The sequence below is a fragment of the Marinobacterium weihaiense genome (assembly GCF_019061305.1).
Classification (GTDB): domain Bacteria; phylum Pseudomonadota; class Gammaproteobacteria; order Pseudomonadales; family Balneatricaceae; genus Marinobacterium; species Marinobacterium weihaiense.
Map to the genome: position 1 here is coordinate 60,477 of NZ_JAHQZT010000010.1, position 24,714 is coordinate 85,190.

19 protein-coding genes are annotated in these 24,714 nt (G+C 59.8%); 7 read left to right on the forward strand and 12 right to left on the reverse strand.

The genetic code is table 11. From position 1 onward, the window contains the following. The first annotated feature begins 185 nt into the window (after positions 1 to 185). Both KTN04_RS09690 and KTN04_RS09695 read left to right on the forward strand, forming a co-directional pair. Positions 186 to 2,303 carry a BCCT family transporter gene (locus KTN04_RS09690; RefSeq protein WP_217335028.1) on the forward strand — a complete coding sequence of 706 codons (2,118 nt, stop codon included), beginning with the start codon at positions 186 to 188 and terminating at the stop codon, positions 2,301 to 2,303. Positions 2,304 to 2,399: 96 nt separating this feature from the next. Beyond that, entirely contained in the window at positions 2,400 to 2,909 is a 510-nt protein-coding gene (locus tag KTN04_RS09695; RefSeq protein WP_217335029.1) for a Slp family lipoprotein, read from the forward strand. Here KTN04_RS09695 and KTN04_RS09700 read toward each other — a convergent pair. From KTN04_RS09700 to sfsA, 7 genes are all read right to left on the reverse strand, one after another. Beyond that, positions 2,887 to 4,362 (reverse strand): response regulator, encoded by a 1,476-nt coding sequence (locus KTN04_RS09700; RefSeq protein WP_217335030.1) that lies wholly within the window; start codon positions 4,360 to 4,362, stop codon positions 2,887 to 2,889. The two genes, KTN04_RS09695 and KTN04_RS09700, sit on opposite strands and share 23 nt — an antisense overlap. Next, positions 4,292 to 6,130 (reverse strand): sensor histidine kinase, encoded by a 1,839-nt coding sequence (locus KTN04_RS09705; RefSeq protein ID WP_217335031.1) that lies wholly within the window; start codon positions 6,128 to 6,130, stop codon positions 4,292 to 4,294. The genes KTN04_RS09700 and KTN04_RS09705 overlap by 71 nt, the downstream gene beginning before the upstream one ends. After that, entirely contained in the window at positions 6,127 to 9,378 is a 3,252-nt protein-coding gene (locus KTN04_RS09710) for a PAS domain-containing hybrid sensor histidine kinase/response regulator (protein WP_217335032.1), read from the reverse strand. Before KTN04_RS09710 ends, KTN04_RS09705 begins: the two co-directional genes overlap by 4 nt. Before the next feature lie 147 nt (positions 9,379 to 9,525). Beyond that, the gene (locus KTN04_RS09715) at positions 9,526 to 10,131 is read right to left on the reverse strand and encodes a DUF2238 domain-containing protein (protein WP_217335033.1); all 606 of its coding nucleotides are present in this window, start codon (positions 10,129 to 10,131) and stop codon (positions 9,526 to 9,528) included. A gap of 42 nt (positions 10,132 to 10,173) precedes the next feature. Beyond that, positions 10,174 to 11,358, reverse strand: a complete 1,185-nt coding sequence (locus KTN04_RS09720; protein WP_217335034.1) for a GGDEF domain-containing protein — start codon at positions 11,356 to 11,358, stop codon at positions 10,174 to 10,176. A 77-nt stretch (positions 11,359 to 11,435) separates the two neighbouring features. Next, positions 11,436 to 12,299 carry a phosphate/phosphite/phosphonate ABC transporter substrate-binding protein gene (locus KTN04_RS09725; RefSeq protein WP_217335035.1) on the reverse strand — a complete coding sequence of 288 codons (864 nt, stop codon included), beginning with the start codon at positions 12,297 to 12,299 and terminating at the stop codon, positions 11,436 to 11,438. A 214-nt stretch (positions 12,300 to 12,513) separates the two neighbouring features. Further along, the gene (gene sfsA, locus KTN04_RS09730; protein ID WP_217335036.1) at positions 12,514 to 13,236 is read right to left on the reverse strand and encodes a DNA/RNA nuclease SfsA; all 723 of its coding nucleotides are present in this window, start codon (positions 13,234 to 13,236) and stop codon (positions 12,514 to 12,516) included. A 141-nt stretch (positions 13,237 to 13,377) separates the two neighbouring features. Here sfsA and KTN04_RS09735 point away from each other — a divergent pair, with 141 nt between their 5' ends. The 5 genes from KTN04_RS09735 (at position 13,378) to KTN04_RS09755 (ending at position 19,271) form a co-directional block, all read left to right on the forward strand. Further along, positions 13,378 to 13,806: a DsrE family protein gene (locus tag KTN04_RS09735; protein WP_217335037.1), complete on the forward strand. Its 429-nt coding sequence runs from the start codon at positions 13,378 to 13,380 to the stop codon at positions 13,804 to 13,806. A gap of 15 nt (positions 13,807 to 13,821) precedes the next feature. After that, entirely contained in the window at positions 13,822 to 14,382 is a 561-nt protein-coding gene (locus tag KTN04_RS09740) for a rhodanese-like domain-containing protein (protein WP_217335038.1), read from the forward strand. A gap of 116 nt (positions 14,383 to 14,498) precedes the next feature. Beyond that, positions 14,499 to 16,136, forward strand: a complete 1,638-nt coding sequence (locus tag KTN04_RS09745) for a BCCT family transporter (RefSeq protein WP_217335039.1) — start codon at positions 14,499 to 14,501, stop codon at positions 16,134 to 16,136. A 70-nt stretch (positions 16,137 to 16,206) separates the two neighbouring features. Continuing rightward, complete coding sequence (locus KTN04_RS09750; protein WP_217335040.1) at positions 16,207 to 16,935, forward strand: tRNA (adenine(22)-N(1))-methyltransferase TrmK; 729 nt, start codon at positions 16,207 to 16,209, stop codon at positions 16,933 to 16,935. A 71-nt stretch (positions 16,936 to 17,006) separates the two neighbouring features. Continuing rightward, a complete protein-coding gene (locus tag KTN04_RS09755; RefSeq protein ID WP_217335041.1) occupies positions 17,007 to 19,271 on the forward strand; it encodes a methyl-accepting chemotaxis protein in 2,265 nt (754 codons plus the stop codon). Between the two features lie 45 nt (positions 19,272 to 19,316). Here the strand turns inward: KTN04_RS09755 and qhpG are convergent, their stop codons facing one another. The 5 genes from qhpG to qhpC form a co-directional block, all read right to left on the reverse strand. After that, positions 19,317 to 20,645, reverse strand: a complete 1,329-nt coding sequence (gene qhpG, locus KTN04_RS09760; protein WP_217335042.1) for a flavin-dependent monooxygenase QhpG — start codon at positions 20,643 to 20,645, stop codon at positions 19,317 to 19,319. Then, positions 20,638 to 21,399 carry a subtilisin-like serine protease QhpE gene (gene qhpE, locus KTN04_RS09765; protein ID WP_217335043.1) on the reverse strand — a complete coding sequence of 254 codons (762 nt, stop codon included), beginning with the start codon at positions 21,397 to 21,399 and terminating at the stop codon, positions 20,638 to 20,640. The genes qhpG and qhpE overlap by 8 nt, the downstream gene beginning before the upstream one ends. Next, positions 21,389 to 23,161 (reverse strand): ABC transporter ATP-binding protein, encoded by a 1,773-nt coding sequence (locus KTN04_RS09770; RefSeq protein WP_217335044.1) that lies wholly within the window; start codon positions 23,159 to 23,161, stop codon positions 21,389 to 21,391. The genes qhpE and KTN04_RS09770 overlap by 11 nt, the downstream gene beginning before the upstream one ends. 96 nt (positions 23,162 to 23,257) lie before the next feature. Beyond that, positions 23,258 to 24,376, reverse strand: a complete 1,119-nt coding sequence (gene peaD, locus KTN04_RS09775) for a quinohemoprotein amine dehydrogenase subunit beta (RefSeq protein ID WP_217335045.1) — start codon at positions 24,374 to 24,376, stop codon at positions 23,258 to 23,260. Positions 24,377 to 24,389: 13 nt separating this feature from the next. Next, entirely contained in the window at positions 24,390 to 24,713 is a 324-nt protein-coding gene (gene qhpC, locus KTN04_RS09780) for a quinohemoprotein amine dehydrogenase subunit gamma (protein ID WP_217335046.1), read from the reverse strand. Position 24,714: the final 1 nt, after the last annotated feature.

Consider the following 24,714-nt stretch of genomic DNA (forward strand, 5'->3'; position numbering starts at 1 on the left):
AATTGTAACCGCAAGACTCCGCTCCCTATGGAAGCCGGATCCGGGCGGCCTGACGCCCGCTTTGAACAGCGGCAATCGGCGCGTTTTTTGCGCTCATTTTTCAAGCTGTCATACTGAACGCTGACCAAAGCCGAGTGCTCTTCGGACACACCGGCTGGAATGTCGACTGGAACAAGGAGTCAGGTATGACGACAGCCCCCAAAGAACGCAATTCGACCATTCTGGTACCGGTATTTCTGCCGGCGGTCGTTGTGATCGTGTTGATGGTCATTGGCACCATCAGCAACCCGAAACTGGCCGGCGAGGTGTTTTCCGACACCCTGGCCTACGTGACCACCAGCTTTGGCTGGTTCTATATGCTCGCCGTTGCACTGTTTCTGATCTTTATCGTCAGTGTCGCCTTCAGCCGCTGGGGCAACACCAAGCTGGGGCCGGACCATGCCGAGCCGGAATACGATTTCAAATCCTGGTTTGCCATGCTGTTCTCGGCCGGATACGGCATTGCCCTGCTGTTCTTCGGCGTGGCCGAGCCGGTATTGCACTATGCGTCGCCGCCGGCCGGTGCCCCGGAGACCATCGACGCCGCCAAACAGGCGATGCAGATTGCCTATTTCCACTGGGGCTTTCATATCTGGGCCATTTACGGCCTGGTCGGCCTGTCGCTGGCCTACTTCGCCTTTCGCCACGGCCTGCCCCTGGCCATGCGCTCCACCCTGTACCCGTTGATCGGTGACCGCATTCACGGCTGGATGGGCCACACCGTCGATACCTTTGCCATTCTGGGCACTCTGTTCGGTATCGCCACCACCCTGGGCCTGTCGGTCGCGCAGATCAATGCAGGGGTCAACTACCTGTTTCCCTCGGTTCCAGTGAACACTACCTTTCAGGTCATCGCCATTGCCGCCATTACGGGTTTGGCCATTTTTTCGGTGGTGGCCGGCATGGACAAGGGGGTCAAGCGCCTGTCGATGATCAATATCGGGTTGGCTATCGCGCTGCTGATCTTCGTGTTCATCGTGGGTCCCACCATCTTTATTCTGGAGACCTTCGTTGAAAACACCGGCAGCTACCTGAGCAATATCGTCGAGCGTACCTTCAGCCTGCAGGCGTACACGGCCAGTGACTGGATCGGCAACTGGACCCTGTTCATCTTCGGCTGGACCATTGCCTGGGCGCCCTTTGTGGGCCTGTTCATTGCCAAGATCAGCCGCGGCAGGACCATTCGCCAGTTCGTGGTGGGTGTCATGCTGGTGCCGACCATTTTCACCTTTCTCTGGTTCTCGGTGTTTGGCGATACCGCGCTGCACCTGATCATGGTGGAGGGCTACACCTCGCTGATCGACGAAGTGCAGAACGATCATGCCATCGCGCTGTTCAAGCTTTACGAGCGTCTGCCGCTGACCGCTATCGTTTCGTTCATCACCGTGATCCTGATCATCACCTTCTTCGTCACCTCCTCCGACTCCGGCTCTCTGGTCATCGACTCGCTGGCATCGGGCGGCGCCTTGCAGACACCGGCCTGGCAGCGGGTGTTCTGGGCCACGACCGAAGGGGTGGTCGCTGCCGTGCTGCTGGTCGCCGGGGGCCTGGGTGCTCTGCAGACCGCTTCCATTGTCAGCGCACTGCCCTTTGCCATCATCATGCTGATCGCCATGGCCGGCATGTGGCGAGCGCTGGTGATCGAGCAGCACCATGAAGCCAGCCTGCAGAGCCACATGCAGACACACCGCCAGAGCGGTGGCAGCAAGCAGGGCCCCGGGGTCTGGAAGAAACGCCTGGCGTCCCTGGTCGACTTCCCCAGCAAGGAAGATGTTGAGCGCTTCATTCACACCACGGCCTACACCAGCATGGAGCGTGTCAAACAAGAGCTGGAAGACAAGGGCTGGCCAGCGGAGGTCACCTTTGACGAACACAACTGGCGCGCGCACATCGATGTCATCAAACCGGGCGAGCTGGAATTCATCTACGAAATCCGCCTGCGCGGCTACGCCATGCCGGCCTTTGCCTACCCGGAAATGGACCGGGATCCGGACGGGGATGAACATTATTACCGGGCCGAGGTGTTCCTGCGCCGTGGCGGCCAGGCCTATGACGTCTACAGCTATGACCAGCAGGACATCATCAGCGACATTCTCGATCAGTTCGAAAAATACCTGCACTTCCTGCATACCTCACCGGGCATTCTGCCCTGGCAGATGGAAGAACATGACGACGACCTGAGCAAACCGGAAGACGAGGAGACACACCCCGAGGTCGATGCCGGGCCTGAGCCGGACCGGAGGCCGGCAACAGAGCTACGTTGACCCTTTAAACGGCGCCCTCGGGCGCCTTTTTTGACCACCGAACTCATTTCGGACCCTGAGGTCTCACCCTGAAACGAGGATGACGGGAGAACCCGCATGTTGAAACAACTTGCACTGCTGACCCTGACCCTGGCGCTGGGCGCCTGTGCCGCCGTACCGGAGGGTCTGAAGACGGAGGATACCCGGACACTGCTGCCCTTTGCCGAGCACGGCCCGGATGCGGCACCGGCAACGGCGCGCTGGGGCGGCGAAATCGCGGCCGTGCACAACCGTGCCGAGAGCACGGAGATCGAGGTGGTACAGTTTGAACTCAATGCCAGTGGTCGCCCACTCAAGAGCGACACCAGCGGAGGACGCTTCAGGCTGCAGGTGCCGGGGTTTCTGGACCCGGCCATTCATGCACCTGGGCGGCTGGTCACGGCCCTGGGCACCTTCTCGGGCATGACTGACGGCCATATCGACGAGCAGCCTTATCGTTTTCCGGTCTTGCGCAGCGAAAGCGTTCACCTCTGGCCGGTGATCAAGGAACCGGTCAAGTGTGACTGTGAGCCGATGTTCAACAGCCCGCTGCTGATGCGCCCGATCATTGTGGTGCCACAACCCTGACATCTGCGGCCGCCAAATCTTCGGAGCACGCCATGGCCACGCGGTTGCGCCCCTGCGCCTTGGCACGGTACAGCACCTTGTCGGCACGTTCGAGCAACAGCTCGGCTGTCAGCTCCGCGTTTACCTTGACGGCGATCCCACCCAGACTGATCGTGACATGGTTGGCAATGGCCGAATGGCGATGCTCAAGCTGAAGTGCAACCACTGCAAGGCGCAAGCGTTCAGCCACATGCTCGACACCAGCAGCATCGGTTTCCGGCAGTAGCGCCAGAAATTCCTCGCCGCCATACCGGGCCAACAGGTCGGACGGCCGGCGCAGCGCCTGTTGCAAAGCCGTGGCCACCCGCTGCAGACAGTAATCGCCATGGCCATGACCATAGTGGTCATTGAACGGCTTGAAGAAATCGATATCGATCATCACCAGCCCCAGCGGCTGACCGGAACGCTGGTGCCGCTTGATTTCGCGACACAGCGCCATGTCCAGCTGGCGTCGATTCGGCACGTGGGTCAGACCATCGAGATACGACATGGCCTCCAGCAGGTCGGTCTTGGCCTTGAGACTCAGGTGCGTGCTGACTCGCGCCTTCACCACCGGCATCTGGTAGGGCTTGATGATGTAATCCACGGCCCCCAGACTCAGCCCCTTCTGCTCTTCACTGGCATCATTCAACGCCGTCACAAAAATGATCGGAATATCCTTGGTAACAGGATCGTTCTTCAAAGCGCGACAGACATCATAACCATCCATGGCGGGCATCATGATATCCAGCAGAATCAGGTCCGGCGGTATGTTTCCGAGTGCCAGCTCAAGCGCTTTCTGACCACTGTTGGCAATCTGCACGGTGTAATCATCCTTGAGACTGTTGGCCAGGATTTTCAGATTGACGACCTCATCGTCCACCACCAGCACACGTTGGCGTCGGGCTGACAGGGCCTGCTTCGCAGCCATGCTTTCCTCAGGAACAGGTTGAGGCGGCAGCTCGATAGCTACCGCGCAGCAGGTACGGATCATGCCCGCCAGCTCGTCCATTTTCAGCGGCTTGCTCAAGTGCCCGCTCATGCCCGCCTGTAGCGCAGCCTCACGGTCTTCCGTCAGCGTCGCCGCCGTGAGCGCAACAATCGGCAACTGATGCCCTGCAGCCCGGATCATCCGAGCTGCTTCGTAACCGTCCATAACCGGCATCTGGATATCCATCAGCACCAGGTCATAGTCGTCCGCCTGTACGGCTGCTACCGCCTGAGCACCATCCTCCACACTGCGGCAACGAAGCCCCAACTGTTCCAGCTGAGACTCCGCCACTTCACGGTTGATCGGGTTATCATCGGCCACCAGCACCTGAAGCGATTGAGGGGGTGCCACTGGCAACGGCATCGTGACCGGCCTATTGTCTGCCAGCAGCTCCACCGGCAGGCTGAAACGGAAGGTGGAGCCGACGCCCGGTTTCGACTCCACCTGTATACCATTCCCCCCCCATCAGCAAGACCAGCCTCTGGCTCAGCACCAACCCGACTCCGATACCGTTAAAAGTCCGAGAGTGGCCGCTTTCGATCTGCTGAAAGGTATGAAACAGCTTCTGCTGCAGCAATTCCGGGATGCCCTTGCCGGTATCACTCATGCTAAAACAGAGTCGAGCCTTGTCGCCGCTCTGTTGCAGCTGCACATCCAGGCGCACCTCGCCCCGCTCGGTAAACTTGATGGCATTGGTCATCAGACTGTTCAGTACCTGCATCAGGGCCTGTTGATCCAATTGGCATGCCTGCGACAGCTCGGGGCCTTTGATGACCAGATTCAATTCTTTCTCATCAGCCGCTGGCTGATGCAGCATCTGCAGTGCCTGCAGCTGGTCATCCAGCATGACGGCGCTGCACTGCAGACTCAACTGACCGCTTTCCGCCGCTACATAGGTCAGAATGGCATCCAAGTGCGCCAACAGCAGCCGTGACGACTGGAGAATTTTGTTCAGCCGTGCGCGGTCTTCCGCATGCTCCACCCGCGACAACTGGATTTCGGCCAGGCCGATGACGCCGACCAGCGGCGTTCTCAGCTCGTGACTCATGTTGGCCAGAAACTCGGTCTTGACCCGGCTCGCCTCTTCCGCTTCATCGCGTGAGTTGGCCAGCTGGGCGGTGCGGTTCTGCAACTGCAGCAGCAGGCCATTGAAGGCCTCCACGCATTGGCCCACTTCATCGTTACGGTACACCGGCAGTGGCGTCAGCTGCGACAGATCACGGCGCATGCGATTGACGCCTTCGGCCGCGTGTTTCAGCGGCATCAGCTGATAGCGCAGATACACCAGCGCCACCGCCCCCAGCAGCAGCAGACACACCAGCGCCAGCAGGCTGATCTGCACCAGCAGCTCATGCAGCGGCGCCATCCAGTAGTCGACCGGGGCGGTGGTCAGAATCAGCCAGCCGGTCCGTTCCAGCGTACCCGCACTGTAAACAGCCTGATGCCCGAAATGCGAACGGGCAACACCACTGCGCTGACCGGCACGCACCTGGGCAATGATCTCGCTGTTGGCAAGGCTGTCCAGCCCGGCCATGATCAGTGACCGACGGGTGGAGGTGACCACCAGTTCCGTATCAAGGTCGATCACGTACAGCTGCCCGCCCTGTGGCAACCGACGCGCGGCCATCAGCTTGAGCGTATTGTCGGCTTCCAGACGATTGATGCCAGCCAGACTGCCCAGAAAGCGGCCATCGGCTGTTTGTACGGGCACACTGGTGATGTACAGCGGCTGCTTGATCGCACGCCCGACCAGCGGTCTGGACACCACCGGCTGACGCAGATCACGTGTCTGCAGAAAATGGTCCCGATCGCTCAGGTCCGTTCCCACACGGTTTTCGATGATCGGGGAGTCAAGCTGGATGTGGCCGTCGGGGCCGATCAGGATCATGCCGGCATTAAAGGCATCATGCAGGCCGATGCGGTTATCCAGCAGTGTCTGCAACCTGGATTGCGGCAGCAGCCGGTCACCGTCCACCAGTAACCCGGCAAGGCGCTGCAGATGATCGATACGCTGCTCGAACGCGGTTGCGATGTGCTGAGCAATTTCACGATTGATCAACTGCTGCTGACTGACCGACTGTTCCATGCGGCTGTGGCTCACCATGGTGTTAACCAGCACCGCAATCAGTACCGTCACCGTGGTCATGGCGGCCAGGGTAAACCACAGTAGGCGCGCGACCAGTGAGTGGCGGCGCAGCAGCAGGCTCATCATCGATTCTGCTCTCCTCCCAGTTCAGACAGCAGCTGCTCCAGCGCCCGGCAAGCACCTTCAAAGTCCAGCGCATCCAGCGCCTGCTCCAGGCAATGCCAGTGGCGCCGGCCATGTTCCGGAACAAGACGTGCGCAGCGTTGCCGCTCTATATCGTCGATGAACTCATTATGACGCAAGCGCTCCCGCAACTCGAGCAGATCGCGTGCGCCTTCGGCTGGAACAGCCTGGTCAGGGCATGCACTGACCAGTACCGTCTCGGGGATCGCAGCGGCAAGCGCCCTGAGGGTATCACTCAGAACAACCGCAAAATGGCGCTGTGCCGCCTCGAACATATTCCCCGAGTCCAGTGCCTTTTCAAACCGGGCAGCAGCATCGGCCATGCGCTTGACGCCCAGGTTGGCGGCACTGCCCTTGAGGCTGTGAGCTTCGCGACGCCAATGCGCCTGTTCAACGCTATCCAGTGCTGCTGGCGCCCTTTCTGCCAACCGGCAATAACGCTGCTGCAGATCCTCACGCAGCGTACTCAGCAGCGAATGGTATAACTCGATATTACCGCCCAGTTGCTGCAAGGCCCAGTCTTCATCGAGCAATGGCAGCGCCGGCGTATCTGCCACCTCCGCCCTGACTGCCGTTCGAGACGACAGCTCTGGTAGCCACTGCGCCAGCACTTCGGCCAGCGCCGTGCGGTCAAAAGGTTTGCCCAGGTGCGCACACATGCCGGCCTCCGCAGCCCGATCACGGTCTTCTGGCATCACCGCGGCCGTCAACGCCACCACCGGCAGATCCGGGTGTTGCTGCACAATGCGCCGAGCCGCTTCAAAACCATCCATCACCGGCATCTGGATATCCATCAGAACCAGATCAAAATGTTGCGTCGCCACGGCCTCCACCGCCCGCTGACCGTTATCGACCACAACCAGAGTGACACCAAGCTGTTGCAGCTGCGCCCGTGCCACTTCCTGATTGATCGGGTTGTCTTCCGCCAGCAGCACATGTCCGTCGAAACGCACATCCTTGGCCAAAGGGCTGCTGTTGTCTTCGGCCAAGCGAGCCAGCTCCGCCGCCGAACTGTTGCGCAGTGGAATGACAAAGCTGAACCGGCTGCCCTGCCCCGGCGCCGTTTCAAGGTGGATACCATCACCGCCAAGCATGTCGACCAACCGCTCGCTGATGGTCAGACCAAGGCCTGTGCCGCCATGCTGGCGCGTTGCGCTGGCGTCACCCTGCACAAAGGGCCGAAACAGCTTGGACCGAGTCTCAGGATCAATGCCCGGCCCGGTGTCACTGACCGAGAACCTGACCCAACGGCGACCGTCGTCAGCCTGTCCGGCGGGCATCGGGGCCGCACTGATTTTCAGACGCACCTGGCCCGCGTCGGTAAACTTGATAGCATTGTTGAGCAGGTTGGACAGCACCTGCTTGAGCCTGAGTTCATCACCGGTGTAGGCGCCACTGACCACCGGCTCCACCTCCGCCGACAGTGCGATGTACTTGTCACGGGCACTGTCACCAAAAAGGCTGAGCAGATTATCGACCAGCACACTCATCTGGTAAGGACGCGGGCTGAGTTCAAACTGGCCCGCCTCGATCTTGGACAGATCCAGAATATCGTTGAGAATGCCCAGCAGCTGCCCGGCTGAGGCATGCACCTTGTGCAGCTGTTCACGCAGCTTGTGCGGGTCGGTTTCATGCCGCCCCAGATCACTCAGGCCGATGATGGCACTCATGGGGGTGCGGATTTCGTGGCTCATATTGGCCAGAAAGCGCGACTTGGCCTGGTTGGCCTCATCAGCCGCCTGGCGAGCCGCCTGCAGTGCCGCTTCGGTCTGCTTGCTGGCATCGATATTGGTATGGGTGCCCATCATAAAGGTCGGTTGACCCTCGGCATCATGAGCGGTGGTCTTGCCACGCCCTTCCATCCATATCCAGTGGCCATCGGCATGCAACAACCGAAACTGCACCATAAAGCCTTCACCACGTGCCATCTGGCGCTGCACGGCGTCCAGCATCATATCCCAGTCATCCGGGTGTACCAGTGTCTGGAACACATCGAGATCGACATCAAAGGCACCGGGTTCGTAGCCCAGCTGAAGGTAGGCCTCGTCCGTAATATCCACCAGGTAACCATGCCAAAGTACCCCACCGTCCCCGTCACGGCGTGGCGTCGCCTGCCCTCGTAACCAGCGTATGCCACGTTCAGGCAGTATCACTCGATACTCTTCACGCCAGTCGGTCAGGGTATTGGCAGAAACTTGAATGGTGTGGGCAACGCGTTCCTGATCATCCGGATGCAGGCGATCGAAGACCGGTGCGGCATCGTTGCGAACCTGCTCCGGCGTCACTTCGTAAACGGATTCAATGCCCGCGGTTGCATAAGGAAAGGCACTGCTGCCATCCGCCCGCAGGTGATACTGATACAAGGCTCCGGGTACGTTGCTGGCCAGTAGCGTGAGACGGCTGGTGGCGATGTACTGTTCGGTTACGTCAGTATGGGTGCCAATTACGCGCAATGGCCGCCCTTGGGCATCGCGGCTGAAAACCTGCCCCTTGTCGAGAATCCAGCGCCAGCTGCCGTCCCGTGCCCGCATGCGGTGTATGTTTTCATAGGCGGGGGTGCGCCCTTCAAGGTGCTGATTGAGGTCGCGGTACACGCGCTCCCGGTCGTCGGGATGAAGCCGCGAATCCCATTCATCTAGGGTATCGCCCACCTCATCTTCGCCATAGCCCAACATCGACTTCCACAGTGGCGAGAAATAAACCCGATTGGTTTGAGCATTCCAGTCCCACACCCCCTGACTGGTTGCCAGCAGGACCGCCCGCCAGCGCGCCTCGCTCTCGGCCAGCGCCTGTTCGCGGCGCATCTGCTCGGCAATACCGTCATGCTGGAACAGGTAACCGTGCAACCGCACCAGACGCCCCTCTGTATCATAGGTGGCACGGGTGTGATCCATGACCCAGCAATAACCGCCTTGGCCGTCACTGATGCGGTAGAGGTGGTCCCAATCCGCATCCCTACGCTCAATGGCTGCTCGGGTCTGCTTGACCAGCTCCGCACGATCTTCCGGGCAGACCAGATTGATATAGTCAACGCCCGCTTCCAATTGCTCGGCCTGCAACGGCAGCAGGCCGGTAAAATTGGATGACAATGACAGTACCGGCCAGCCCGGCGCAAGGCCCCATTCGATCAGCACCACCGGACCACAACTGAAGGCAGTCATATCACCGGAGCGCAGAGCATTATTATCCATAATACGAACAGGTGAGGGCTGCATATCAACATCCATTCCGGGCGCGGGATTGTAATTATTGTTATCAATGTAACATTTTGCAGCTACATTTCCTTAAAACCAGAATATTTGCATTGTATTTTTCTGATACAAAACAGCCGGAACCAGTTACGGTTTCAGAGACATACCGTCGAGCTGGCGTTGATGCCAGTGTGACAGCGTCAGCAGCGCAAGGATGGCACCTGTCAGGGCCCAGGCCATATCGGACTGAGTGTCCCAGACATAGCCTTGCGTACCCAGAAAAGACTCTGCCGCCTGCGATGAGAATACCGCCACCCACCATTCGATCAGCTCGTAAAAGGCGCTGACCGCCAGGCAAAAGCAGACTACAAAGAAGTTGCGCCAGGTAGCGCCGTTGATCAGATTCAGGCGCACGATGACTTCACGCGCCACCAGCGCCGGTACAAAACCCTGGGCAAAGTGGCCCAGTTTATCGAAATTGTTGCGACTGCCGCCGGTCAGGTCACGCAGGTAATCGAACAGCGGCACCTCGGCATAGGTGTAATGGCCACCGATCATCAGGATCACGCAATGCACCAGCAGAAGCCCGTACACCAGCGGGGTCAGCGGAAAACGCCGGCGTGTCGCCGCCAGCACCAACAGGGCCAACAGCGCCGGCAACACTTCCAACAGCCAGACAACGGGGTCTGCCGGCTGCCAGGCCGACCATATCAGCACTGTACAGTAAACCATCAGCCACACTTTTTTGCCCATCGCGCCCCCTTTATCAATCGCCGAGAGCAGGCCTTCTGATTATCAGGCATCAACCGGCTGAATATCTGGCGCCACTTCGACCCGACTGCGCCCACGGCGCTTGGCTTCATAACAGGCCGCATCGGCATCGGCCATGACCTGATCGACACTGGTACTGGTGGCATCCAGCCTGGCAATGCCAATACTCGCCCCGACGTGAAACACAAGACCGGTGCACTCGAAACGATATTGCTGTATTGATCGGCAAATGTCATTGGCGATGCGAACAGCCACTCGGCGCTCACAGTCTTTGAGCAGAATGGCAAATTCATCGCCCCCCATGCGGGCACAGGCATCGTCCTCGCGTACGCAGCGCCGCATGATAGCGGTGATGTTGCGCAGCAGTTCATCGCCGGCCGGATGCCCACAGCTATCATTCACGCGCTTGAAGTGATCCAGGTCCATGAACAGGAGCGCATGTCGGCTACCGATCCCGGTCTGAGCCTCATGCAGTGCGATCCGTAGCCTGCGCTCCAGTTCTCGCCGATTGAGCAACCCTGTCAACGCATCATGCGTGGCATCATGCTCGGCCTGGCGCTTGGCCTCGACCAGAGCAAGGGCATTGGCACGCTGCGCCTCCAGCTCGGCGGCCAGGTCGATGTGGTGTCGCTCGATGGTGCCGCGCAGATCCGCAAACGTACCGGCCAGCTCACCGATTTCGTCCCGCCCCCGCGCTGGCAGAGGCGCGTTGAAATCCCCCTTGATCATCCGCCGCGCGGCCGCCACCATCCGCGACAGCGGACGCCGGATCAGCACTTCCACTTCCAGCCACACCGCCAGCATGATCAGCAACAACAGAAAGGCCAGTGCCTTCATGACGGAAGACTCCAGCGCCTGGGCCATATCGATGCTGCGACTCAGGTCAACGCCGATTTTCAGCTGGGCCAGAGGCGGACTGAGAAACCCGACCGGCTCTTCAAGCGTCATGAGCGAGCCGGACGCCTTGGCAGGCAAGGCGAGCGGATACAGGCGTTTCCCGTCTGTGCTGAAAAGCTCCAGCCGGCGCCAGTCCGGGTTGTCATAGCGAATGGCATCCAGCAACTCATAGGTCTTGGCCAGATCACTTTCTAGCAGAGAAGGCACGATCGCTTCAGCTGTCAGGCGCAAGTGCGACCGATGTGCATTGGTCGCGATCGCGATCGCCTGCTCACCAATGGGCGGCAGTACCAGATAATGAATATAAGCCATGAAGCCGCATGTCAGGCATGCCAGCAACAGGATGAATTTAGCCCTTAAACCCAACGTGTACTCCTACCCGCACAGCATCATTCCAGGATATAAAACCGATCAAGCCCCCAGGCACGCATCTCGGCATAATCCTCAAGCTGTGCCACGACCGGCTGGTACATGGGAATACGCGCCATGAGGCGCCGCCCTGCATCGGTTGTGGCCAGCTTGAGCCAAGCCTGCCGCAGCGCTTCGCGATGTTCAGCCGGCACCCTGGGGTGTGCCGACAGCGGATGCGGACTCATGCTGCGGGTCTTGTAGATCACGCGCAGGCGTTCGCGCACTTCCGGCGGTTGCTGCTTCAAAGTGCTGTAAACCCCGCCACCGGCAGCGGTCTGTCCCAGCGCCACATTTAGATACACGGAGCTGTGTGTCTGTACGTAACGCGGGAAATACGTCAGTTTAAACAGGCTTTCAAGGTCAGCCCGCATCAGCAGCGACGCCCCCAGGGCATTGGGCGAAGGAAAGGCGATCATTTTGCCGTCAAGCTGTTCAACGCGCGCGTATGGGCTGTCCTTGTGCACCACCAGAATACCTTTCAAATGGCGGGAACCATCCTGCACCAGCGGGATATAGCCCTGGGATTCATTGGCCTTGAGCAGGTGATAGGGGTTCATGTAGGCAAAGTCGTACTCACCGGCCAGAAACTTCTTCTCGAACACCGGTATCTTGGGACTGCCCACCAACTCAAGCCGGAAATCCAGCGCCGGCTGCAGCGCCTGAATAATCGGGTGCCAGATATCAAACAGCTTGCGCTGTTCAAACTGAGGGACGACCCCCATGGTGTACACCGGCGCAGCAACCTCGGCGCGAATGGTTGAGGCATGGACCGCACCAGCAGGGACCACCCCGGCCCCGGCAATACACAGCCAAGCCAGAGCAGCGAACAGAATAGGTTTCATGGACGACCGCTTCGTTTACAGTGGGTGGAGGGGCCAGACTGTTATCGCGCACATTCAAGCGGATTAACCGTGGCTGAATACATTGTTGCAAAGTCACGTCAAGATGTCTGCAAACTACACCTTAAAGCAGCCTTTTCCTTGATCTGGCAACAAACAGCAACACTATCTGCTGCATGGTGTCAAAAGTGCCGCCGTTTATTCTATACGGGTTTACTTAAAGCCTAACCGGCAACGGCCGCTCCAGCACACATTCATCTGCCTGCAAGCGGACACGCCAGGCCATAACCTCGACGCCTGCAGCAACCGCTTCTCGCAACAGCCAGCCATAGCGCCCATCCACTTCATCAGCCGGCCTGGCAGCGATCGCACCGGTATGTTGCACACAAAAGAACAACACGGCCCGCTTGCCCGATGCCACCACCTGCATCAATGTCTGTAAGTGCTTCTGGCCGCGCTCAGTGACCGAATCGGGAAAGGCAATCACGCCATCGTCGGCATCTTCGGGGCCCGGCCCCAGAGTAACGTTTTTCACTTCGATATAAGTATGTGGATTGGATCGTTCGCCCAGCGCCAGGTCAAAACGGCTATCACCATATGTCACTTCCCGCTCGACTCCGGTGTCCGGCGCCAGCTCGACAATGTGTCCTGCCCGCACAGCTTCCTCCACAAGGGCATTGGTACGACCGGTATTCACCCCGGTCCAATGGCCATGCGCCACCTGCAGGACTTCCAGCGTATAGCGATACTTGCGCTTGGGGTTGCCGCTGTCAGATATCAGCGCGGCCTGCTCAACCTCCGGCAGTACGCAGTTGCGCATGGAGCCGGTATTGGGGCAGTGCACGGTAATTTCACTGCCATCGGCACAGCGCACATCCGCCAGAAAGCGCTTGTAACGGCGCAACAGAGTAACGGCTTCAAGAGGGGGATCAAACTGCATGACAACTCCAGACGTCGGTGACAGTCGGGATTGTCCACGCCTCACGCAAAAGTGCAAACCGACACCCAAGTCGGCTTCCATGATGAAAAACATTAGTATATTCTAATTAAGAATAAGCATATTCCAAAGGAGCAACCCATCATGAAGAAAACTCTACTCGTGTCTCTTTCGCTCTGCTCGGCCCTGCTGGCCGGGGGTACCCAGGCCGGTGAAATCGACAAGGCTCTGGTGGTCGTGAACAGTGGCTCCCTGCAAACGCAAGGCATGGCCATGGTGCTGGCCAACGCCATGCAAGCCAAAGGCACTGCCGTTGAAGTGCTGTTGTGCGATAAAGGTGGCGACTTGGCGTTGAAAAGCACGCAAAACCCAACCTTGAAGCCCCGCGATGTCACCCCGGAACAGCTGATGGGCAAACTTCAGCAGGGTGGTGCCAAAGTGAACGTCTGCGCGCTCTACCTGCCGAACAGCGAACATCGCCAGCAAGATCTGCGTGAAGGTGTTGGTGTCGCGACCCCGCCAGCAATCGCCGAGCAGATGATCGATGACGATACCCAGGTATTCAGCTTCTAAAACCGGAGGTACCCGATGAAAAAGCTTTTAACCGGACTGGTACTGTCGTCTGCCCTGTTGGCCACCCCAGCCATGGCGCAGCAAACCGCAAAAGAGGTCGGCATCACGCCGCAAGCCACTTATAACCTGGTGCAGCAAGACGAGAATGTGCTGTTCATTGACGTGCGCGATCCGGTCGAAATCATGTTTATCGGCTTCACCGATAGCGTGGATCTGAATATCCCCTACCTGATGGTGGACCGCAGCCAGTGGGACAGCGACAAGAATCGTTTCCGCCTGTACCGCAACCCGGACTTTATTCAACAGGTTGAACAGGCGCTGGAGGCGCGTGGCCTGGATAAGGATGCCACCATCATCACCATGTGTCGCTCCGGCAGTGAACGCGGTCTGCCCAGCGCCCAGTACCTGATCGATAACGGCTTCAAGAATGCCCGTTACGTGGTCAATGGCTTCCAGGGCAGCACCGTCAAGGAAGGCGACAAACAGGGCTTTCGCATCCGCAACGGCTGGCAGAACTCTGATCTGCCCTGGCAGAGCAAACCCAACGCCGACAAGATTTACCGGCTCGACCGTTAGTCGCACCCATCAGGGCCGCACAACTGCGGCCCCTCCCCCTTTCATCCCGGCTCAGGTTTTGTATGATGGTTGCCAACCGGCAACAGCCAACACAAAGCACGGACAGGGAGGGCGCAATGCTGCAGCAAGCAGAATCGGGGTTTTTCAAAGGCATGAATACCGGGATGAGCTGCATCGCCATTCTGATGTTGGCAGTGGCCCTGGTCACCGGCTCCTTCTACACCGACGAAACTTCGGCAGCCCTGGACCACACCCGCGAGTGGCTGACTCCGTTTCTGGAATGGTATTACGTCCTGCTAGTGGGCTTTCTGCTGTTCCTGATGATCTGGCTGGGCATGGGGCGCTACAAGAACGTGCGCTTGGGGGCCGATGACGAAGTGCCCGAATTCACTTTTTTTTCCTGGGTCAGCATGCTGTTTGCCGCCGGCACAGGGGTAGGCATCATTTTCTGGTCGGTTGCCCAGCCTATCCTGCAGTTTCAAGACAACCCTTTTGTCGAGTTCGGCAGTGCCGATGCCGACGCGGCCATCATCGCCATGCGCCTTTCATTCTTCCACTGGGGCATTAACGGCTGGGCCATTTTCTCCTTTGTTGGCCTGGTACTGGCCTATTTCAGCTTCCGCCAGCAACAACCCCTGACTATCCGCTTTGCCCTGCGTCCGCTGCTGGGTGACCGTGTGTATGGCCCCCTGGGCCACCTGGTCGATCTGCTGGCCGTGTTCGGCACGGTGTTCGGCATTGCAACCACCCTGGGGCTGGGGGTCCAGCAGATGAGCGCCGGGCTCGAACGCGTGTTCGGCATTGCCGCGTCCGCCCAACTGCAATTGATCGTCATTGGCACCATCATGCTGATCGCTACCCTATCCGTCATTTCAGGCGTTTCACGGGGTGTGCGCCTGCTGTCGGAAGTCAACTTCTGGCTCAGTATTGCGGCGGTCCTGTTCATGCTATTGCTGGGCCCCACTCAATATCTGGTCGCTATCACCGTTGAAGCCACTGGCGACTATATCCAGAACCTGCTACGCATGAGTTTCCATACCAATGCGACCCATCGCGGCGAGTGGCAGGCCACCTGGACCGTATTCTTCTGGGGCTGGTGGCTGGCCTGGAGTCCCTTTGTCGGCATGTTCATCGCACGCATCTCCCGTGGCCGCACCTTTCGTGAATTCGTGATGGGGGTCCTGCTGGTACCCACACTGATTACCATCGTCTGGATTGGCCTGTTCGGCGGCACAGCGCTATATCAGGAGCTGTTCCAGAACGGCGGTGTAATCGAGGCGGTTTACCGTGATATCTCGTCGGCTTTGTTCGTGACCATCGAAGGTATGTCATTGGGACAGATGACCCCGGTCGTCTCGACGCTGCTGATTGTGCTGATCGGTACCTACCTGATCACCTCCGCCAACGCAGGCACTCTGGTGATTACTACGATCCTGTCCGGTGGCGACACCGAGACACCGCCAACGCATCGCATTCTCTGGGGCATTCTGCTGGCCCTCCTGACCGCCGTATTGCTGCTGGCCGGGGGGCTGGAAACCCTTCAGGCGGCTGTCATCACCGCTGCACTCCCGTTCTCCATCGTGGTATTGGGCATGATTGCAGGACTGATGAAAGCGCTACGTTCCGAACGCTATGCCGCACGCCCCGGTGATATCAAACTGTCACCGGCTGAACCCTGGGCAGTGGCCGAAGATGTGCTTGACGGCGACGGCGACACGAACACCCCGCGTGCGCAGGACTCTGCCCGTCTCTGAGTCCTGCAACTACGACACAGGGTGCAGCCGCAGCCCCTGGCCCGTACAATGACGCGCTTTTGCGATACACATGGGTGACAACGTGAAGCTGGGGATACGACTTCAACAGATCCGGGCCATGGCTGGTGGCGGTTATGACCATGTCTGGGATGGCTGTTGCGACCACGGCTACCTGGGCATATCACTGCTGACACAGCCTGGCATGGGCCAGGTGCATTTTGTCGATGTAGTACCCGAGCTGATAAACGACCTCGATGCCCGTCTGGCACAGCACCCCTGCTCGCATTGGCACACCCACTGCATGGATGTGGCGGAACTGCCGCTGGCGGCAAATCCGGGCCGTCACCTGGTGATTCTGGCCGGTATCGGCGGCGATCTGGTGATCGATATTGTTAATCGCCTGCACCAAAGGCATCCGACAGCCGAGATCGATTACCTGCTCTGCCCCGTGTATCACACGTTTGCCGTGCGCGAGCGCCTGATACAGCTGGACTTTCATCTGCATGCCGAAGCGCTGGTGCAGGAGCGACGTCACTGCTATGAAATTCTCAAGGTCAGCCCTCTTTCACACCGTAGCCGTCACCTGCCCAAGGTCAGCCCTGCGGGCGACAGCATCTGGCAGACCGAAACGCCGGAGCAGGCTCGAATCGCGCAGCACTACCTGCAGCGCACACTGAATCACTATCGGCGCGTGCAGCAGGGTAATCTGAAAGACGTGAAAGAGGCCGTTGCTGCCTATGAAGCGATAGAACCCAACCCTGCAATGGCAGCAAACGTGGACTCATTTAAAAACTTATAGGCCGACAGTGTTCAATCCTGACACTTAGGTGGCTATGCTTGGTTGTATGGATATCACACGCAGGAGAAGGCATGTTGGAGCGCTTCAGTATCAAGGCACGGGTTGTGGGTGGGTTTTGTATTCTGCTGGCGCTGGTAGCCGCAGTGATACTGCCGGGGGTCAATGCGGATCTTCGTGGACTGATCGCATCCGCTGAAGAGCGTGAACTCAGAGTTCATTTTCAGGAATTGCAGGGAAGAATTGATGCGGAACGCCGCTTGGCTACCGCCATGGCGGTGCTGGTTGCCTCGCAGCCGCATGTTCAAAAGCTGCTGGCAGAGGGGGCACGTGAGCAGGTCGCACACGAATTTGCTCAGGCATTCGCCCGCTTGGGCAATGACTTCGGCCTCCGCCAGTTCCAGTTTCATACCCCGCCCGCCACCTCCTGGTTGCGCATCCACCGCCCCGAAAAGTTCGGTGATGACCTCTCCGGCTTTCGTCAAACCGTGCTGGAGACCAATCAACGCCACCAGGCCCTGGCAGGTATCGAGCGCGGTGTAGCCGGTCTGGGCATTCGCGGCGTAGTGCCGATTAGCGTTGAAGGCCGCCACTGGGGATCGGTTGAGTTCGGCTTTTCTCTTGGGTCAAGCTTCCTTGAACAGTTCAAGGCGGATACCGGCCTGGATGTTGCACTGATGCTGGAGTCCAACGGCGGTTTCGAGACCCTTGCATCAACCCTCGACAGCCGTGTGCCGGTCACGCCTGAACTGCTCGACAATGCGTTCGATGGCCCCCCACAGATCGCTCTGGCAGAAGTGTCAGATCATCCGGCGGCACTGTATATGGGCGCACTCAAGGATTATTCGGGCAAATCGATCGGTGTATTGACGCTGACCATGGATCGCAGTGACTACATTGCAAGCTACGAGCAGGCACTCTGGCAACTGATGTTGATTATTCTGGGCTTTCTGTTGCTGGGCGGGCTGGTTGCGGTGCTGATCAGCCAAAGTGTGGTCAGGCCGCTGAAGCGGGTACAGCAAGCCATGAAAGATATCTCCACGGGCGAGGGTAATCTGACCCAGCGTCTGCCCGTACACGGCAACAATGAGCTGACCGAGATTGCACACGAGTTCAACCACTTCATCGCTCAAATCGAACAGCTGATCAAGGAACTGATGCGTTCGGTCGCATCGGTATCTTCGTCCGGCTCTCATCTGTTTAATATCAGCGAACATACACTTGAGTTAACCAACCGTCAGCGTCAGGAAACCACCGAAATCGCGACAGCGATGAACGAAATGGCGGCCACTGCTGAAGAGGTGGCACGCAGTGCCGCCGGTACGGCAGATGTAACACGGCAGGCTGATCAGGAAGCGATGCTGGGGCGCGAAGTGGTTGAAGAAGCGATCAGCGCCATTCATGCTCTGGCAGAAGACATAACTTCCATGATGTCTGTGGTACGTGACGTGGAAAGCCGCAGTGAAAGAATCAACACCATCCTGGATGTGATTCGTGACATTGCGGACCAGACCAATCTGCTGGCCTTGAACGCGGCCATCGAAGCGGCACGTGCCGGTGAGCAGGGGCGTGGTTTTGCTGTCGTGGCCGATGAGGTGCGTGCACTGGCCCACCGTACCCAGAACTCCACGGCTGAAGTCAATGAAATGATTTCTGCCCTCAAGGAAGGCACCGGACGAACGGTGCAAGTGATCGAGCAGAGCCATCAGCAGTCGGAAAAAACCGTTGCCACGGCCGGTCAGGCCGGCGAAGCCTTGAGCGCCATCACTCGAGCCATGGATGAAATCCGTGATATGACGGCACAAATAGCGTCTGCTGCGGAAGAACAGACCCAGGTCAGTGAAACCATCAATGCATCGGTTTCACGTGTCAGTACGGGCTCTGAAGAAACGTCTACCGGTGCTGCCGACATACTGAACTCGACCGCGACCATCGGAGCCGAGCTGTCCCAGTTGATGCGGACGATCAGGCGCTTCAAGGTCGAACAGGATGATGTTACCGAGCTTGAAGTGGCCCGTGCGGCCCACCAGGCCTGGAAGTTGCGCCTGCGCGCATTTCTGGATGGTACAGCCGAGATCCCTCATGAACAGGCGGTATCATCACACGATTGTGATTTTGGCCGCTGGTTTTACGGTGCCGGTCAGCAACGCTTTGGTCGCTCCGGCACCATGGCCGCGATTGAGCAGCCTCATGATCACATGCACCGACTGATTGGTGAGATCATTGACGCGAAATCACGGCAGCAAGTAGCGGTGGCTGAAAGTAAATACCGAGAGGTTTGCCAGCTATCGGATCAGGTTGTGGCGCACATTGATGCCTTGATCAGCCAGGCCCGTTGAACCAAGTATCGCCGGCGCCTACCTGACCCCTGAGCGCCGCGTAAACTATCTTGCAAGCCACCCCTGCTGACGCATCCACTGTTCCAGCAGGGTTCCCTTCTCTTTACCCAGCGTGCGCGCCAGCACCTCGGCGGGTGCCGTCTCGGGCTCGGCTCGCACCGCCTCAAGCAAGGGCGCCAGCGGTAGTCCATTGAGATGCCAGATACCCAGCGGCTGATCGGGGGTCACCACCACCCTGGCCTCGGTAATCAGGCCATCCTCGACCACCGGGCGCAGCGCGGTGCTTACCTGATCCGGCGTCACCTCCTCATGCATGGGGCGGGCATCCGGCCACTGGCGGCGCGCCTGCCAGAAGGGGCGTTCCGGCCATTGAGTGTCCTGAGCGTAAAAATCGCGCCCGATGCGGGCAAAGCGGTAAAACAGGCCTTCGATGCGGGCCTCGTGAAACGCCTTGGCCAAAGCCGCGCGCTCCGGGTGCTGAATCAGGGTATGCACCACGGCCGGAGCCTGCAGCGCGGACGACAGCGCCTGAAAAATGCCGTTGCCTGACAGCGGATCCACTGCCATGGCGGCATCACCAACGCGAATCCAGTTGTCTCCGACCACATCCGCACACAGCACCGGAGTACTGGTGCGGGCGTAGACCTCGCCCGTGGGCTCGGCGTCCGCCATGAACGGCCGGGCCTGCTCCAACTGCTCCAGACGGGCGCGACACCAGTCGCTCAGCTCGCGCTTGGGCGGCAGGTCGGTACTGGCCACATCCACCGTCAGCTGCAGATAGCGGCGCCCATCGGCACGCATGGCCAGCCAGGCCCAGCCATCGGCGAAGCTCTGCACCGCCGTGCGTGGCTCGGCAGCCGGCCCCTGCCAATACTGCAACAGGGACACCGTTTGTGTGCCGCGCACTCGGTGCGTACCCGCCGCCGGTGCCGCACGGCCACGGGCTTCCACCAGAAAGTTGGCCCGGCACGACTGCGGCTCGCCATCAGTCAGGCGCACCTCGACCCGGTGACCCTCGGCATCACTTTGACAGCGCTGGATACGCCCCTGCATCACGGTGACGCCCTGCGCCGCAAGGTCCTGCAGCAGCGCCCGATCAAACGCCTGACGCGGCAGCAGCCGCTCGGTATTGGCGCTGTTGGTCTCGCCGTTCCAGGTCACCTGACGCGGCGACGGTGGTGCCAGTGTTGCCAGCGCCTGTTGGAACCCGGCCCCTTGCATCCCCTGAATCACTCGGTCGGAAATCCCTTCCAGTGCATCAAAGGGGCGCGGCTCGCCAATCACTGTCACGGAGTAGCCCAGTCGGCGCAGACCGATAGCGACAGCCCCGCCGGCCGGGCCGCCGCCCAGTACCAGAATATCCGCTTCATGCATTTTGCTGTCCTCTTGTTGCTTCTGGACATGGTGCTGTCTCTGGTGTGGTCTCTGCACCAGGCTCTGCCCAGCGCTCATCCGGCCCTCGGCGTTCAGGCCCCTGATAGGCGGCGCGGTTGATCAGCCACTCCCGCGCCCCACTCAGGCTTGGCCGGGCCGTTTCGCTCAGATACCGCACCAGATGGGCGCTCAGATGGGCACAACCCAGGCTGGCGCCGGAGTGTCCGCGGCTGTCATCCAGCGGGCGCACACAGGCACCGAAGTCGGCAAATTCAGTCTCCAGGTAGGAGAGTTGATCGCGCCCGCAGCGAGCATCGCCGGTCATGCGAAACACACCGGGATAGGCGGCCGGATAGACCGGTTCGCCCCGTGCCGGGCTGGATGCACAGAGGATCACGCCCCGCTTCAGCGCCCGGGCACAGGCGTCCCTCAAGCTGTCGCGATCCTGCCTGAGCCCTAAACTCAGGTTGATGATCTGCACCCCCTGCTCCAGCAGCCAGTCGATGGCCGCCGCCACCTGCGCTGAAGTCGTGGTCAGGCGATCCTGAAACACCTGCGCCGACACGATTTCCGCCTCGGGCGCCAGCTGATGAATAATCTCGATGATGCGACTGCCGTGGCCCAGCGCGTCCGGCTCGGCCTCGGCCAGCCAGAGCTGCTGTTCCGCCAAGACAAAGGCGGCGCTCTCCACCACCGGCTGATTCGGCGCATGGCCCGAGTCCACCACGCCGATCCGTACAGGCTCAACCGACATCGGTCACCTCCTTCGCCTCACCTGGTTTCACCTCACCTTGTTTTACTTCACCTGTTTTTACTTCACCAAGGGTGCCGTTCTGCAGCAGCAGACGTCGGTCGGCCCCGGCCAGGGTGGACGGGCGATGGCTGATCAGAATGCGGGTGCGGTTGGCAAAGAGGCGGTCCACCGCCGAGATCACCTGCTGCTCGGTGGCTTCATCCACCGCCGAGGTCGCCTCGTCCAGCACCAGTACCGCCGGCTGCTGCAACAGGGCACGGGCGATGGCGATGCGCTGCTTCTGCCCGCCCGACAACTGCTGACCACGCTCGCCCAGCGGCGTATCCAGCCCCTGCGGCAGACGCTCGATCAAGTCGTCCAACTGGGCGTCATGAGCGGCGGCCTTCACCTGGTCATCACTGGCCTCGGGGCAGGCGTAGCGCAGGTTATCCGCCAGAGAACCACGAAATAGGGTGATCTCCTGGGACACCACGGCGATGCTGCGGCGCAGATCGGCCAGTCCCAGCGCGCGGATGTCCACGCCATCCAGCAGTACCTGCCCCGCCTGAGGGTCATAATGCCGCTGCAACAGATCAATCAGGGTCGATTTGCCTGCCCCCGATGCTCCGGCCAGGGCGATTTTCTGCCCGGCTTCAAAGGTTGCGTCAATGCCGTTCAACACCGGCTCCCGCTCGGCGTGGGCAAAGGTCAGGCCGCTCAGGCGAATCTCGCCGCGCAACGGCTGTGGCAGCGGCGCGGGCGCAGCGGGCGATTCAATCTCGGCATCGGCCAGGCGCAGCTCGCTGACCCGGTTCAAGCTGACACTCATGCGCTGGATCGCCACATAGAGCCCCAGCAGACTGTTCACCGGCCCGGTGGCCATGCCCAGATAGGTGGAAAAGGCGATCAGCGAGCCCAGCTGCCACTGGCCCTGAATCACCCACCAGCCGCCGATCAGAAAGGCGGCCGCACGGGTCATGGAGGTCAGTGTCGAGGGAATGGCATGGGTAAAGAACTCGGTCACCTGCAGCTGCAGCAGTTTATCCAGATAGCTGTCATTGAGCCCGCCCAGGCGGGTGCGCTCACGGCCTTCCTGACCACTGGCCTGGATGAATTTCATCGCCGGCAGGGTTTCCACCAGGAAGCTGGACAGATCCGCCGAGCGCTCGCGCATCTCGCGGGTACGCAACTCCACCTTGCGCCGCATCCAGCGCAGCCAGATCACTTCCAGCGGAATCAGCACCAGCACCAGCAGCGACAGCTGCCAGGACAGCGCCACCAGCAGCACCAGTGCGCCGACCAGCCCAATCACGCTACTGACCGCCGAAAACAGACTGTCGACCGCAAAACGCTGGATCGCCGCCACATCGCCATCGATACGCGACAGCAGATCACCAATGCGACGACGGCCAAAAAACGCCGGTGACAACCGCTGCAGATGGGCATAGAGATCGGTGCGCAGGGCAAACAGAATCCGTCCCGACAGCCGGGTATGCAGGTAGCGGTTGATCCCGGACAGCGCCGTGCTGAGGACCCCCACCAGCACCATGGCCCCGGCCAGCCGGATCAGCATGCCGTAGTCCTTGGCCAGCAGACCGTCGTCGATCAGCATTTTGGTCAGCCAGGGCTGCAACAGCACAAAGGCCGAACCGACAAACGACAGCAGCAACAGGCCGATGATGGCGCGGCGCTGGGGTTTGACGAATGAGTACAGCCACTGGAACCCCTGTTCCAGCCGGGTGCGATCGGGGGCGTGAATGGCACGAACCAGCCACTTCAGCATCAGATGTTCCTTTGCGTTGTCACCAATACAAAAACGGGAGGGCCGCTGCCGGCTCCTCCCGTTGACTATACCTGAGCATGTTGTGCAACCAGGAAATTAATCCTTGATGGTGGCCACACGCATGTCGGCGGTGGTCATGTCGCCGGTCAGCTGGATCGAGCCGATCTTCTCCAGTGTTTCGGAGCTGTGGATCGAAATATCGCTGCTGGTACCGCCCACGTACAGGGTTTCACCATCGCCGGAGATGTTGATGGTGTAATAGGTGTGCGGCATCTCTTTCACGGCCAGCGTCTTCTGCTGACGGATGTCATGCTTGGACAGGGTGTTGAAGCTGCCGTACAGGATCTCTTCGTTGCGCGGGTCGCTGACGAAGTTGAAGATGATGAACTCGAACGGGAACAGCTCACGGCGCTCGACTTCGCCAGTTGCCAGATCCACGCGCGCCATGCCCCACCACCATTCGGCGGTTTCGAAGTTCATGCTGTCGTCGGTAAACTTCGCCGTGGAGTACGGCATGATGTACTCGTTGGACTGGTTGCCCTGGGTGTGCATGGCAAAGGCATCCGGCTGCAGCCAGCGCGGGCCGCGCTCCCAGTTGGCCAGTTTCACCACCGTGCGCATCTCGCCGGTCTGCGGATTGATCGCCTTCAGATCAGCGCCGCCGAGGACCACCTCACCCTTTTCGGTGGCCACGATCTTGGTGATACGGCGATCCACCGGGAAGGTACGTACCGGCTTGGCGTTCAGGCCATCTTCGATGTTGAACACCGCCAGACGCGGCTCCAGCACTTCGAAGTGGTCGCGGTGTTTCTTCACCGGGTTCTGTACCGTGTACAGTTCCTTGCCGTCGGCGCTCACCGCCAGCGACTGGTAGCTCTTCACCTGCAGCGTCGGTGTGGACTGCTTGGCGTGGAACGTCACGTCACAGTTGCGGATATCGAAGCCGTAGACATCTTCCCAGTTGTGGCCCAGCACGAAAACATGGGTTCCTTCCGGGTGCACCGACATGATGCCGGAGCCGAAGTCGCCCGGAATATCACAGGTGCGCGCCACCTTGTTGGTACTCATGTCGATCACATGCAACTGGTTGGGACGGGTGACCGTCAGCAGGTATTCCTGGTCCGCCATGGCCGCCGGGGCCACTGCGGACAGGGCGCCACCCAGCGCCAGAGAGCCGAAAAGTCCGGCTGATTTAAACAGCTTGTTCAGTTTCATTACCGGGCTCCCGTTACTCTGCATCCTCGAAAATACCGTCCAGCTTGCGCCAGTCCTTGTCGGCTTTCGCCACACCTTCACCCCAGTCCGGGTAGGTGTTCATTGTGTCCGGCACCTGCGCCGGCCACCAGCAGGCGTCGGCACAGCCGTAGAGGTCGGACTCCATCGGCTGACACAGCGAACCCAGACCGCCGAACGGGTCCAGCTCCCAGCCCGGGTCGGTGGTGGCGGTACAGCCGACCACGGTCTGCATGGCGACCACGTCTTCAACTTCTTCCGGGCTGATCGCCTTGTTGATCAGCTGTGCTTTCTTGTTCAGAGACTTCAAATGTTTCATA

Bases quoted from the DNA above. Each gene is read 5' to 3' on its own strand.
- KTN04_RS09690 (WP_217335028.1), top strand. From the start codon at position 186: ATGACGACAGCCCCCAAAGAACGCAATTCGACCATTCTGGTACCGGTA.
- KTN04_RS09695 (WP_217335029.1), top strand. From the start codon at position 2,400: ATGTTGAAACAACTTGCACTGCTGACCCTGACCCTGGCGCTGGGCGCC.
- KTN04_RS09705 (WP_217335031.1), bottom strand. From the start codon at position 6,130: ATGATGAGCCTGCTGCTGCGCCGCCACTCACTGGTCGCGCGCCTACTG.
- KTN04_RS09710 (WP_217335032.1), bottom strand. From the start codon at position 9,378: ATGGATAATAATGCTCTGCGCTCCGGTGATATGACTGCCTTCAGTTGT.
- KTN04_RS09715 (WP_217335033.1), bottom strand. From the start codon at position 10,131: ATGGGCAAAAAAGTGTGGCTGATGGTTTACTGTACAGTGCTGATATGG.
- KTN04_RS09720 (WP_217335034.1), bottom strand. From the start codon at position 11,358: ATGGCTTATATTCATTATCTGGTACTGCCGCCCATTGGTGAGCAGGCG.
- KTN04_RS09725 (WP_217335035.1), bottom strand. From the start codon at position 12,299: ATGAAACCTATTCTGTTCGCTGCTCTGGCTTGGCTGTGTATTGCCGGG.
- sfsA (WP_217335036.1), bottom strand. From the start codon at position 13,236: ATGCAGTTTGATCCCCCTCTTGAAGCCGTTACTCTGTTGCGCCGTTAC.
- KTN04_RS09735 (WP_217335037.1), top strand. From the start codon at position 13,378: ATGAAGAAAACTCTACTCGTGTCTCTTTCGCTCTGCTCGGCCCTGCTG.
- KTN04_RS09740 (WP_217335038.1), top strand. From the start codon at position 13,822: ATGAAAAAGCTTTTAACCGGACTGGTACTGTCGTCTGCCCTGTTGGCC.
- KTN04_RS09745 (WP_217335039.1), top strand. From the start codon at position 14,499: ATGCTGCAGCAAGCAGAATCGGGGTTTTTCAAAGGCATGAATACCGGG.
- KTN04_RS09750 (WP_217335040.1), top strand. From the start codon at position 16,207: ATGGGTGACAACGTGAAGCTGGGGATACGACTTCAACAGATCCGGGCC.
- KTN04_RS09755 (WP_217335041.1), top strand. From the start codon at position 17,007: ATGTTGGAGCGCTTCAGTATCAAGGCACGGGTTGTGGGTGGGTTTTGT.
- qhpG (WP_217335042.1), bottom strand. From the start codon at position 20,645: ATGCATGAAGCGGATATTCTGGTACTGGGCGGCGGCCCGGCCGGCGGG.
- qhpE (WP_217335043.1), bottom strand. From the start codon at position 21,399: ATGTCGGTTGAGCCTGTACGGATCGGCGTGGTGGACTCGGGCCATGCG.
- KTN04_RS09770 (WP_217335044.1), bottom strand. From the start codon at position 23,161: ATGCTGAAGTGGCTGGTTCGTGCCATTCACGCCCCCGATCGCACCCGG.
- peaD (WP_217335045.1), bottom strand. From the start codon at position 24,376: ATGAAACTGAACAAGCTGTTTAAATCAGCCGGACTTTTCGGCTCTCTG.
- qhpC (WP_217335046.1), bottom strand. From the start codon at position 24,713: ATGAAACATTTGAAGTCTCTGAACAAGAAAGCACAGCTGATCAACAAG.